The organism is Neochlamydia sp. TUME1 (genome assembly GCF_000813645.1).
In the GTDB taxonomy this organism is placed as follows: Bacteria; Chlamydiota; Chlamydiia; order Chlamydiales; family Parachlamydiaceae; genus Neochlamydia.
Genome location: NZ_JRXI01000086.1, coordinates 1 through 12,977, shown reverse-complemented (window position 1 = coordinate 12,977; position 12,977 = coordinate 1). Strand labels below are relative to the sequence as shown.

At 38.5% G+C, this 12,977-nt stretch carries 11 protein-coding genes; 1 reads left to right on the top strand and 10 read right to left on the bottom strand.

Annotated features, from left to right (window positions below; all coding sequences use genetic code 11):
- Positions 1–844 precede the first annotated feature (844 nt).
- Positions 845–2,827 carry an acetate--CoA ligase gene (acs, locus tag DB41_RS03690; protein WP_052243863.1) on the top strand — a complete coding sequence of 661 codons (1,983 nt, stop codon included), beginning with the start codon at positions 845–847 and terminating at the stop codon, positions 2,825–2,827.
- Between the two features lie 58 nt (positions 2,828–2,885).
- Here acs and DB41_RS03685 read toward each other — a convergent pair whose 3' ends face one another.
- The 10 genes from DB41_RS03685 to DB41_RS03640 form a co-directional block, all read right to left on the bottom strand.
- Complete coding sequence (locus tag DB41_RS03685; protein ID WP_039384447.1) at positions 2,886–3,332, bottom strand: YtxH domain-containing protein; 447 nt, start codon at positions 3,330–3,332, stop codon at positions 2,886–2,888.
- A gap of 3 nt (positions 3,333–3,335) precedes the next feature.
- Positions 3,336–3,938 carry a YtxH domain-containing protein gene (locus tag DB41_RS03680; protein WP_039384445.1) on the bottom strand — a complete coding sequence of 201 codons (603 nt, stop codon included), beginning with the start codon at positions 3,936–3,938 and terminating at the stop codon, positions 3,336–3,338.
- A 2-nt stretch (positions 3,939–3,940) separates the two neighbouring features.
- Positions 3,941–4,375 (bottom strand): DUF948 domain-containing protein, encoded by a 435-nt coding sequence (locus DB41_RS03675; protein WP_039384443.1) that lies wholly within the window; start codon positions 4,373–4,375, stop codon positions 3,941–3,943.
- A 72-nt stretch (positions 4,376–4,447) separates the two neighbouring features.
- Entirely contained in the window at positions 4,448–4,957 is a 510-nt protein-coding gene (locus DB41_RS10620; protein WP_052243862.1) for a BON domain-containing protein, read from the bottom strand.
- A 135-nt stretch (positions 4,958–5,092) separates the two neighbouring features.
- The gene (locus DB41_RS03665) at positions 5,093–6,163 is read right to left on the bottom strand and encodes an AI-2E family transporter (RefSeq protein WP_039384440.1); all 1,071 of its coding nucleotides are present in this window, start codon (positions 6,161–6,163) and stop codon (positions 5,093–5,095) included.
- 413 nt (positions 6,164–6,576) lie between these two features.
- Positions 6,577–7,743 (bottom strand): class I SAM-dependent rRNA methyltransferase, encoded by a 1,167-nt coding sequence (locus DB41_RS03660; RefSeq protein ID WP_039384439.1) that lies wholly within the window; start codon positions 7,741–7,743, stop codon positions 6,577–6,579.
- Between the two features lie 32 nt (positions 7,744–7,775).
- A complete protein-coding gene (locus DB41_RS03655; RefSeq protein WP_039384436.1) occupies positions 7,776–8,144 on the bottom strand; it encodes a DUF423 domain-containing protein in 369 nt (122 codons plus the stop codon).
- Positions 8,145–8,654: 510 nt separating this feature from the next.
- Entirely contained in the window at positions 8,655–10,046 is a 1,392-nt protein-coding gene (gene lpdA, locus DB41_RS03650; RefSeq protein WP_039384434.1) for a dihydrolipoyl dehydrogenase, read from the bottom strand.
- Positions 10,047–10,289: 243 nt separating this feature from the next.
- Positions 10,290–11,423, bottom strand: coding sequence for a 2-oxo acid dehydrogenase subunit E2 (locus DB41_RS03645; RefSeq protein WP_039384432.1), 1,134 nt, complete (start codon positions 11,421–11,423; stop codon positions 10,290–10,292).
- A gap of 1,109 nt (positions 11,424–12,532) precedes the next feature.
- A partial coding sequence (locus DB41_RS03640; RefSeq protein ID WP_162180908.1) for a leucine-rich repeat domain-containing protein occupies positions 12,533–12,977 on the bottom strand: 445 nt, incomplete at its 5' end.

Sequence of the window (12,977 nt, the reverse complement as noted above, 5' to 3'; positions counted from 1 at the left end):
AAATATTTCTTTCCACCAATTTTTTTAGGTCAAAAGACGACTAATCTTTACAAGATATAAGGAGTAATTAGCCAATCTGAAACATCTATTTTTCTTTGCTTTAACATGTTGCCAATTAGGTGCTGAACCAGGCCATTTTTTCTCTCTTAAGTTGTCAATAATTTTACATTTAGCTAGCCCGGATTGTTAGAGCAAATTTTTCAGGAAGGGATATATTGAATGTCTTTAGGTATAAATTACTGCAGCCGCAAACTCTGCTTTGCTTCGTTCGCAGCTTGGTTTGCTTTTAGAAATAAGATATAAGCTTAATTTTCTTACTATTTAGATAGGTTTTTTGCCCGTCCTGAAAGGCTTCATGAAAACTTTGCCTTACCCAAATAATTCTCCACAGCCATTCGAAAAGTTTGCTCTCCAGCTAAAGATTCATTCATATTTTACTCTTCTGTGAAAAGACCATACAAGTTTGTCAAAAAATATAATTATTATTCATATAAAAAGCCCCTCCAAAAAGAACCTAAGGTACTCTTTAAGGCTAACCGATAGTTATAATCGCATTGATTTATCCTATATTTTTAAAATAAATCACCCCCTCCCCTATAATTTTCTTAATCTAAGGTAATTATCCTGTTCATTCCTTCTTTTTCTCTAAATATTTATCCCTCTTAATAAAAAGTGTCCCCTCCCCCAATTATTACAGTGTATGTGTGCTAAGAGAGCATGTTTATCATGCTAAGGTAAAATCTTTTTACAAAATAAGCCTAAGATATGCACAGATGATAAAAAATTACTTCTCGCTTGGTAGCTCTTTTGGTATATTTACAACCTTAATATTTTAGGACATTATATGCATAATAACAAAACATTGGCCCCCGTAGAGACTTTTTGTCATGATAAACGCAAATTTGCTCCCCCTCACTCATTTGTGAATCAGGCGCATATGAACGATTTATCTCAATATACAGCAATGTATCAAAAATCGATTCAACACCCTAATGAATTTTGGCTTGAACAAGCAAATACCTTGGATTGGTTTAAAACGCCTATTACTGCTGTCCGCTATATCTGGGAATCCCACAATAATCTTATTCATCACACCTGGTTTGAAGATGGCATCCTCAATCTTTGCTATAATTGCTTAGACAGGCACTTAGAAGGACATCGAAAGTTAAAGCCTGCGATCATCTGGCAAGGTGATAATGAAGAAGAAACAAAAATTTGGGATTATCAGACGCTGCATATCCAAGTCTGCCGTTTTGCTAATGTGCTTAAGAAATGGGGCGTTAATAAAGGTGACCGAGTATGCATTTACCTACCCATGATTCCAGAAATCGCGGTCGCCGTACTAGCTTGTGCTCGTATAGGTGCTATTCACTCAGTAGTTTTTGGAGGCTTTAGTGCTGAAGCCCTAAGTCATCGCATGAATGACTGTTCTTGTAAATTGCTAGTAACTGCAAATGCTAGCCTGCGTGGAGGTAAGCCAATCTACTTAAAATCTATTGCCGATGAAGCGCTAGCCTCCACTCCATCTATTGAAACGGTAATTGTAGTTCAAAGAACGCATGAGCTTTGCTCAATGCAAGCAGGACGCGACATTTGGTATGAAGAGGAAATGGAAAATGCCTCTCAATTTTGCCCTGCAGAACCGATGAATGCTGAAGATCCTCTGTTTATTCTATACACCTCGGGTTCTACTGGTAAACCCAAAGGGGTGGTTCATACTCAAGCTGGCTATTTACTGTATGCCTCTTTAACCCATAAATATATTTTTGATATTAAAGATTCGGATATTTATTGGTGCTCTGCAGATTTGGGGTGGATTACTGGTCATAGTTATGTCCTTTATGGTCCTTTGGCAAATGGTGCTACCACGCTTATGTTTGAAGGCACCCCTTATTACCCTGATGCAGGAAGATTTTGGAAAATCATTGAAAAATTTCAAGTAAATATTTTTTATACCGCTCCGACAGTCATTAGAGCCTTAATTCGTTATGGAAAATCTTATCTAAAAGGTTATGATCTTAGTTGCTTAAGACTTTTAGGTACTGTAGGAGAGCCCATTAATCCAGAAGCATGGATGTGGTATTATGAAAATATTGGACAAGAGAATTGCCCCGTAGTAGATACTTGGTGGCAAACAGAAACGGGTGGCATCATGCTCTCCCCTCTACCGGGTTGTCATGAAGCAAAGCCTGGAAGCGCTTCCAAACCTTTCTTCGGTATCAATCCTATTATTTTACGTGATGATGGAACTCCTTGCGAGGTCGATGAAGGAGGATGCTTATGTATTCAGCAACCATGGCCAGGAATGATGCGCACTACTTGGGGAGACCATCAACAATTTATTAATACTTATTTTAAAACTTTCCAAAATGTCTATTTTAGTGGAGATGGGTGTTCGATAGACGAGGAGGGCGATTATTGGCTCTTAGGAAGAATTGATGATGTGGTCAATGTTTCCGGACATCGTATGGGTACAGCAGAAGTCGAAAGTTCTTTAGTGAGCCATCCAGCTGTAGCGGAAGCTGCTGTAGTCCCTAAACCTGATGAGGTCAAAGGACAGTGCTTATATGCCTTTGTCATCCTTAAAGACAATGTAGAGAGTCATTCTGACTTAAAGAAAGAATTGGCCCAGCATGTACGCCAAGAGATTGGCCCTATTGCTGTTCCTGACTACATTCGATTTATTGAGGCTTTACCTAAAACTCGCTCCGGCAAGATTATGCGTCGGATCTTAAGAAAAGTGGTAGAAGGTAATGTAGATGAACTGGGAGATATAAGCACTTTAGCTGATCCTTCAGTTCTTGAATTTTTATTGAAAAGCAACTAGAAAGGAGTAAAGCATAAAGTTAAAGAGCGTTTAACTTTATGCTTTACTTTTTACTTATTCATTTAGGCGGAGAACGCTTTTTCTTTTTATTCTCAACAACTTGATTCACTCTTTTAGCCCGCTTTGAAGGCGCTGGAGTGAGGTCAGAAGGAGGAATAAGATCAGGCTTTTTAGTTAACATACGCTGATATTTATTCCTTAGTTCTTTACGTAGCTGCCGGCCACTTTGGGGCGTTAACAGCACAGCACAGCCAATGCCTAGCACTAGGCCTATAACCGTTCCTTCTGCAAAGGTCTTAACAGTGGAGGGGATAGCTACCGCGGTAAAAGGAAAAACTTTATTTAAAAAAGTTTCTTTAGTATAGGGCTTTCCTTTTATGTTCCCCTCTTTTTTTGGATGATTAAGCTTTTTCTTTCCTTGCTGTCGAAAAGGGAGAAGAGCACATGCACTAGCAAGCCCTGCGCCCACCAAAGCACCTAAAACTATGCCCGGGGTGTTACGCACAAGCTACCTCCTTTTTTTCATCTCCTGCCAGATATTAAGACCGGTCATTGCCCAATCCATCATCCGGTGAACAGGGTGATAGTGCTCTTCATTGTCTTCGGAGTCATCCTCCTCCTGGCTTTTACCAGAAAATTTGTCGGCAACAAATTTGGCTACATCTAACCAATTGCACGCTTTTATTTTATCTACCAGCCCTTCTTCCTCTTCTGAAGACTGTTGGGATAAAGCATATACGGCTGAGGCTCCGATCAATCCTGCTCCAATAATGCCAAGCACAATGTTTCTATTAGTACTATAGCTTGAAAAAGCATCGGAAGCAGCATGGCAAATATGATCGATGGAATCTTTAGCATTATCATAAATTTTATGCCCTTTATCCATAGCTTCATGAGCATACTCTTGAGCCGTATCACTGACTTGATCATACATAGAATCAAGCGCTCTTGTAAACTTATGACCCTTAGGCTTTGGAGCAAAAAATAAAGCAGCAGCAGCACCTATGAGGCATCCTGCGGCAGCTCCTAAAGCAATGTTAGAGACTTGCTCATTTGTAGAAGGTTCTGGAGGGGTTAAGGGCTTTTTATTGCGGGGTTTAACTTTAACCATAATTATCTCCCTTTTTTTATTTTTTGCCAGGTTTTGACTCCTATTGTAGACAATTTTATCAAATCACCTACAATTTCATTCCAATCATTTTTTTTCTCAACGTGATAAAAATTACATGGGTTTTCATCTTCATTGTCATTAAATGATTGAGTGACTTTATTGACTGCCGCGCTCACATGGTTGATAGAATCTAAAATGGGATTTAAGTCAGAGAGCTTATCTTGAGTTGCTATTGCAATCTTATTAGAGTTTTCTAAGAGTCGTAGGGTTTCTTGAACTAGGGGCTCAATTTTATTTTCCATTCGAAATAAGCTGGAATTAACATGTTGAACGGATTCGAGCACGGCTTTAAGAGTTTTAACTAAGAAAAAAGCTATAATACTAAATATTAACGTAGCTGACACGGCACAAACTGCATAAATCACATGATTATCCATTTTTTATTCCTTGATTTCTTTGGAAAAAATGCTGCTAGTTCAAGCCTAACTTTCCCTAGCAGCATACACTCATTATTTGCTGTTTGCAATTACAAGGTTATTTGAAACACTTTTCACGCCAGGAACCTGACGAGCTATTGAAGCGACATGATTTTTCTCATCTTCGCTATTTACAGAGCCTGCTATAATCACATTCCCATTATTTACACTAACTTCTGCAGTTTTAGCATATGAGGAAAGTTTTTTATCATCCTTAATCGCCCAACGAATTTTTTGGGAAATATCTCCATCTGTCCAAGCAGCAGTTTTTTTAGTTTCACTGTAGCTAATCTTAGCGTCCGAGTGTCTTGGAAGATTGGATGGTTGCGTATAAGTTTGGCCAGTAGAATGTCCTGGAGTTTGAACACCGCTTGTATTCACAGAGGAATTTTTTGTTTCTGTCTGGGAAGGAGCAGAGTTAAGATAAGAGGATTTTTCTAGGTTAGAAAGCCCCTCCTGTGAAGTTACAGCTTGCGCATGCAGCATAGAAGCGCCAGCTAGAACAGTCATAGTAGCTAAAGACAGTTTGAAAAGATTTTTCATCGAGGTTCTCCTTGATTTATTTAGATTGACATTCATGTTTAATTTGATCTGTATATTAAATGTTAAAAAATATACAGCTCTTTTGCAAATATTATTTAAAAGCACACCTAAATGGATAATATCCATTCGTTTAAGCTAACCAGCCATTTTTTCGGCTACATTTCTTTCCCAAAGGTCTATACTCAGCGTTTTGAGGATAGCATAGAGAGGCACAATAAAAAAAAGGCTCCAAAAGCCAAACAATGAAGCACTTGTAGCTAAAAGGATAATAATTGTAATAGGATGGATATTCAAACGCTTTCCTACGATCCGTGGCGAGATAAAGTTTAAATCTATCAAATGGACAATCAAAACGATTGCTAGCACTTTTAAGCCCATAAAAGGAGTGGATGTTAACCCTACAAGTAAAGCGGGTAATGTCGAAATAAGAGTTCCAAAAAAAGGAATTAAATTAAAAAGGCCTGCGATTAGGGCAAGTAAAAATGCATAATCTAACCCAATTCCCCAATAGCCGATAAAAACTAAAACACCTACTATAAAAGCAATGATTATCTGCCCGCTGATATAGCTAGATAATATTTCATCTATATCATTTAACGCTTTTGTGGCTCTTTCTCTATAGATAAAAGGCACATGGTTTATAAATTTCTCAAAAGCATGCTGATCATCTTTTAAAAAATAATATAAAATAAAAGGGGTGATAAAGAAATAAGAGGCGACCGTGGTTAAAGAGCTTATACTGCTCACGATTCCTCCGCTAGCCCATTGCGTTATTTCTTGAAGATAATGATAAAATAAATTTCTTAGCTGCTCGGGAGAGAGAGAATAAAAGTTAAATACATTCATTAGGTCTACAGTTTTGTTTTCTACTTCCTTAAGCTTTTGTTGAGGAAAAGATCTAAATGCGGTGATCTGTCTCTCAATGTAAGGCCATACAATACTAATCAACAGGCTACCGGCTACCATCACGAACAAGTAAATAAAAATGATAACCAAATAACGAGGGATCTTAGTTTGGTCAAGATATCTGACAATAGGGCGGAAGATATAATAAAATAAGCCGGCAATAATTACAGGCAGCAAAAGGGTGGTAACAAACTGAAAAACTAATTTAAAGAAAGGGAAAAGCTGAAAGCCTATAAATAATGTTAGCAGGATCACTAAACTTAATAGAGCATTACTGAAAATTTTTTGATTATACCACATAGTCAACTGTTCTGTCCTGTCTGATGCAGTGCGGATTAATAGAAGTAATTTTTCTTATGGTCTCATTATCTACATTGATGGATATCCCAGCAAGAGTAGAATTACTTATACTTTAAAAACTCTTCTAGGAAAACTCTTAAAAGTGGGCCTCTTAAAGCCCCCTTGAATACCACTTAGCATGAAGGAAACAAAGTTTAAAGGAACTTTCAGGGGCTTAATGTACAAAAATGAATGATTCCTAGCAGCTTATAAACGCTCTTGAGACCAGCATTTCATCAATAAAGCTATTGACCCTATGAAATTATAAGGATTTTCATTCGCCAAGTTTTAAATTTGATAGATTGATTAATAAGATATAAGCTTACTGCCGCTTGTTATCTCTCCTCTAAAGCTTTTATTTGGCTAAATAAGCTTTATTCTACATATAGCCACAGACTTTTTAGATAATCCCCTTCTGGATGATAAATATTAAGAGGATGATCGATCCCCAAGCGGTGTCTGCCAATAATACGCACTTGGCGCCTGGCTTCAACTGCCGCTTGAAAAACAACTTTTTGAAAGAGCTGATCGTTAACATAATAGGAACACGATGATGTTAACAATAAGCTTTGAGAAGGCATTTTTTGTAAGGCTATACGATTGATATCTTTATACCCTCTGCAAGCGGGAATAATATCTTTGCGATGTTTGTCAAAGGCGGGAGGATCCAAGATAATCAAATTATAATCCAACGAGGATTCCCTTAAAAATTGAAAAACGTCTTTAGGATAAAAGTGCATGCAAGAAGAAACACCATTTAACTCTGCATTCTTGTGGGCAAGATTTAAAGCTACCTTAGAAATATCGACAGAATCTACTTGAATAGCTCCGCCTGCAGCTGCATAGATACTAAATCCACCCGTATAAGCAAAACAATTTAAAACGCGTTTATCTTTGGACAGGTTCTTAACCTGTGCACGCATCTCACGATGATCTAAAAAAAAGCCTGTTTTTTGCCCTTGCACAGGATTGACTAAGAATTTTATTCCATTCTCGCGAATGCTTACTTCCTCTTCTAATTTTCCATACAGCAACTGCTCTGTGGCTTTCATGCCTTCTTCTTTTCGAGAAAGCAGTAAAGATTTTTCATAGATAAATGCGGGCTGAAAGGTCTCTATAAGATAATCCAATAAGTAAGGCTTAAGATTTTCCATTCCTAAAGTCGATATCTGCACCACAAATCCTTTCTCATACCGATCGATGATGAGTCCTGGTAGAAAATCACCTTCACCATTGATTAAACGATAGGCTGTGGTGTCAGAAGAGAAAAACTTGGTGCGCAGGGCGGTAGCTAATTCTAAATTATTTTTAAAAGCTTCTAAGGGAGGCTGACTTCCAAAAGAGAGCATCCGCCCAAAAATTTTTGCTTTTGAATTGAAATAAGCACTGCCTAGTAAATCACCATGATGGGAATAGACAGGAAGAATCTCTCCACACAAATTTTGAGGCAGATGGGCGACAGCTCCTGAAAAAATCCAGGGATGGCGATTTAAAATAGCTTTTTCTTTACCGACTTTCAACGTAACTTTTTTAACGAGCATAAATTAAACTACTAAGGAGAGAGGATTAACTTCTAAAAAGGTGCATAACAGACAAAAAGCCAGGCTATAATCCAAAGCAAGCCGCCGAGAGGAGTTATCCGTCCTGCAAATGCATTGCCGGATAAAGCCACATAATACAAGCTTCCCGAAAATACAATAATGCCAGCCGTAAATAACCAACCAGCCGTTTCAAGTAAAATCCCGGAAAGATGCTGAGGCGCTAAGGCTAATAAAATTAATCCTAAAGCATGGTACATTTGGTAACGAACACCTACTTCAAAAGTAACCAGCCTTTCTTTAGAAATTTTCTGCTTTAAAGCATGAGCCCCAAAAGCACCTAAAATGACTGCAGTCATTGCAAAAAATGCACCTATAGAAAAGAATAAATACGAAAATGCCATATTATAAAGGCTCCAAACAAAAAGAGCTTAGCTTGGATGGCGACTAAATATCAATCGGATTTAGATAACTTTTTAACTTAGCTCTTATCTCTGCTAAAAGCTCTTTAAATATTTTTTAAGAGATATTTTTGATAGGCGCTCATTAAAAATACTCCAGTAATTTTTTTACTGGACAGTAGTTATCCTGTGCGGTTTGAACAAAAATAATAGGGCTTGCAAAGAGAATGAACCCCTATCCTCGAAAAAAGTTCTTTGAAGCCTGGGCGCTGTTCTTAAGAAAAAAGTTAGCTTCCAAGGTTTACTTCCCTTGCTAGGGTATACCTACAGAGCCTATTTGAGCGGTGCTAACAAGACTTTAAAATTTTAGAACAAACTTTAAAGAAATAGGAAACAATTATTATTAAAATTTTTTCCTACGAAACTATGAAAGCAGCAGGGCGAAATCTCTAAGGGGAAAAATTTAAACCTCCTTTCATACGCAAAAACTTAAACCATCTCACTTACTTTTTGCTAATGCATCGCATACCCTAACGCATCCATGGCAGCTTCTTTGATAGCCTCTGTCAAAGTAGGATGGGAATGAGGCAAGCGAGCAATATCTTCCAAGGTAACTTTTTTTTGGAGGGCAAGAGCTCCTTCCTCAATCATTTCTGAGGCATGCGAACCTAATATGTGCAACCCAACCACCCTTTCTGATTTCTTATCGCCAATGATCTTTACTATTCCTTCACTCTCGCCCATGCAGCGTGCTCTAGCGTTTCCTTTAAAAAAGGCAGTACCTACCATCACCTCTAATCCAGCTTCTCGTGCTTCAGGCTCATTAAGCCCTACAGCCGCAGCTTCGGGATGAGTATAAACCACCTGAGGAAGAGCCATATAATTAACATAGGCTGCCTTTCCAGCTATGCTCTCAGCAACGGCCATGCCTTCATCTGAAGCTTTATGAGCTAGCATAGGGCCATCCACAATGTCACCAATGGCAAAAATATGCGGTAGGCTGGTCCTGAAAAAATTATCAATATTTAATGTTCCTCTGCTTGATTTTTTTATACCAATTTGCTCTAAGCCGAGTCCTTCTGTATGAGGCTTTCTTCCCACAGCTACTAGCAAGAGATCGGTATGTAAATTTTTCCTTTCGCCCCCCTCTTCAAATTCAATAGTTACTCCTTCTCTTTCATATTTTGCGGAGTGGAGGTGAGCCGAAAGATGAAATTTTATTCCTTGTTGTTTTAATCCCCTTAACAAAAGTTTTCTAATCGTTGGATCCATAGCTAGGCATATTTCTTCTGCCCTTTCAATGATATGAACTTGAGTACCTAGGCGGCGATAAATTGAGGCCATTTCCACTCCAATCGCCCCTGCACCAATTACTGCCATTTGTTTGGGCACTTTTTCCAAGCTTAGGGCCCCTGTAGAGGAGATAATTTTCTTTTCATCAAAAGCTAAAAAAGGCAATGCTACGGCTTCTGATCCTGTAGCTAGAATAAAATAGTTACCTTTTATCTTCTCTATGCGGCCATTATCTGTTACTTCAACCAGATGGGAATCCACAAATTTGGCTGTACCTCTGATGCTTTCCACCTTATTTTTTTTAAATAGGCCCGTTATCCCCTCTGTAAGGCTAAATACCACCTTTGCTTTACGTTGCATCATCGTTTCAAAATTAACTTTAATTTCATTATATTCTATTCCTAGGCCTTTACTCTCTTTTTCAAGCCATTCCCAATATCTTGTAGACTGTAGTAAGGTTTTAGAAGGAATACAGCCCACATTTAAACAAGTACCTCCTAGCGTTTGGGCCTTTTCTATACAGGCTACCTTCATTCCTAATTGAGCTGCACGTATGGCTGCCACGTAACCGCCTGGTCCAGCCCCTATTACTACTACATCGAATTGTTTCATGCCAGCCGCCTGTTTTTTTTCTTTTACTTTTATTTCAATAATAGACTTTTTTGCAATAAAAAGGGCCTTATCAGGAAAAGCAGCAGTTGCTAGCTTGCCTGCTAAATCTCCGCCAATTTTTATTGGTTGCTTTTATAGCTCTTCTACTGTTTTAGTAGAGATCTAATGAGAGTTTTACAAAAGCTACCAATCCTTTACCCTTAATTCTTCCTTACTCTCTCTTTAAAATCCTAAATTATTTGCTTATAGCCCAAGGAGCATAACCGCAGGGCATTCTAAAATACCTTTTAAATAAGCTAGGAAAGCAGCAGCTTCTTTACCTCTAACAAAGCGAGAATCATAGCTTAAAGCTAAATGCATGATAGGTCGGATGGTAATTTGATCGTCAACAACAATAGGACGTTTAATAATATTATGTAGGGCTAAAATAGCTCTTTGGTTACCGGTAAGAAGAGGAGTAGAAAACATAGAGCCATAGAGGCCAGCATCAGTGATGGCAAAGCTGCCTGTATGAAGGTCTCCTACAGAAAGAGAGCCTTCATAAGCCTGATGGGTAAGCTTTTCGATAGTCCTTTCAATCTCTGCGTAAGAAAGCTTATCGCCCTGGCAAAGGAGTGGTACCACGACACCCTGCTCGGTTTCCACAGCTATACCCATTTCGTAAGAGGAGTCCTGAACGCTTTGCTCTTCTTTAAGATACGAATGAATAGAGGGAAATTGAGGCAAGGCAGCCACGCAAGCTTTAACAAAGAAAGAGATTAAACCTAGCTCAATTTCATATTTTTTAATAAAAGATTTTTGGTATCTGTCACGTAGGTGGATAATCTGTGACAGATCTACTTCATTAAATATTGTCAGCATTGTGGCTGTATTTTCTACCTGGGCGACCTGAGAAACTGAGGCTTTTTGGGTAAAGTCCTTATTGCCATGCGATTGCTGCGGATGGAAAGACCAAGCAAGAGATTGCTGCTCAGAAAGAGAAGGAAGAGATCTTTTTTGACCTTCTTCTTTAAGCTCTTTAATAAAATCCTCTTTTTGGTAACGCATGCTTTTAAAGGATTCTTTAGGGTTTACTACCGTAGCTGGTAAAGAAGGTAAAAATTGCTGGGGTGGGGAGCCAAGCTCTAAAGATTTGGCTGCCGCTTCAGTATCAATATACCCTAACACCTGCCCGATGGTAACTTTATCGTGGAGCTGTATGTTAAAATGGATTACCCCCTTTTGAGGAGCATATACCATCTGATTGACTTTATCAGTCTCTAACTCCAGGATTTCATCCTCAAATCCTACTTGTGAACCAGAGGGTCTAATGATACTAACTACAGTTGCTTCGAAAATAGACTCTCCCATAGAAGGAACTTTAAATTCAACTTTCATTATTAATCTCATTCATTTTAAGGTTAGTCGCTAGTCTAAAATTATGAAGTTTTCTATCTACAAAAATAAAATTAGCATGATGACAGTGTGTTTCATTTTATGCAAAACATAACCCTCTCTAACAGAAAATGCACTAATTATTTCATTCCTCTATTTGGCAAGGAAAGGGCGTTAAAAAAATCCTTAGCAACAACTATCGAGGAAAAATTTTGGCTATTGCTCTTTTTAGACTCCTCCGGCACTTTTTCTAGCCAATTTTAAAGCTTTTATTAATTTTTTTTAATATTCTGTAACTTAAGAACTCTGATGAAGTCCTTCTAGACTATAGTTTCTCCCCTTCGCTAGCCTTATTAGCGTCATGCCTACAAAAATTTCCTTTGCCCTTCACCCATGCTTTAATGATTGTTTCTAAAATAGAGGGTAAAGTTTCCTTTTTCTTTTAGTCATTTCCATCAAGACTTGCCTAACCAAATTGCTTTTAATGCTAGGACTTTTAACCCATTTTTAATATTGCTAAATAAATTTTAAAGGAAAAATTGATGATTTAGGGGCCTTGTTGCGTAAATGATCTAATAGCTACTCTAAAGATATATCACATAAGTTAGCACCCATTGCCTTGGGCATTCCAAGTTTTGTCCTCTTGTTCATAACCAAGGATTTGGCATATAATTCTGCTTGTTGAAAGGCTAATTTCCTAGAGCGAAAGTCTCCTCCAAAGCTTCTCTTAAAGCGGTACATTGCCGTTTCGGCAAACGATCTTCTGTGATAGCCGCAAAGCTTCTTCCAGAGCTACCTGGCCTCCTCATCTTCTCCAAAGCCTTGAATGATTTTTAAAGCATCATTTCTTTTTTTTCATCCAGGGTTTGTCCGCCTCTTGACTTAGCCTTCCTCCTCTTCTTGGAGGTACCAAAGGATCTATACCCGCACATAAGATGATAGGAAGGATGGTAAGCAGGTTGCCACTTAAGTGGAGCTTTTGCAGCTTGGATATCTGCTCAATTTCTGCTGGCAGAATGGAGAGCTGGTTTTGATTTAAGTGCGGATTACTTGTTTAAAGATAAGATGGCCAAAAGTTTTTTATTTCATTTTAGCTCACCCCCATTTAAAAATTACTTACGGCCACTCTGCAAGTGAAAACGCTGCCTTATTTTTTCTGCAATATCTTTCAAAGGATTTCCCGCTAATTCAAGCTTGGTAAGCTGAGACAGCTGCCCGACTTCTGTAGGCAGAGCGGTGAGCTTGTTTTGATTTAAGTGAAGCGCTTCCAGCTTAGACAGCTGCCCGATTTCTGCAGGCAGAGCGGTGAGCTGGTTTTCTCTTAAGTCAAGCCATTGCAGCTCAGATAACTGGCCTATTTCTGCAGGCAGAGCGGTGAGCTGGTTTCGATTTAAGTGAAGGCGTGTCAGTTGAGACAATTGACCTATTCCTGCAGGAAGACTGGTGAGCTGGTTATCTCTTAAGTCAAGCTTTTGCAGCTGAGGCAATTGGCCTATTTCTGAGGGTAAGTAAGTCAAGCCTGCTCTAGATAAATTCAAAGCCGTGATGTTTTTGCAA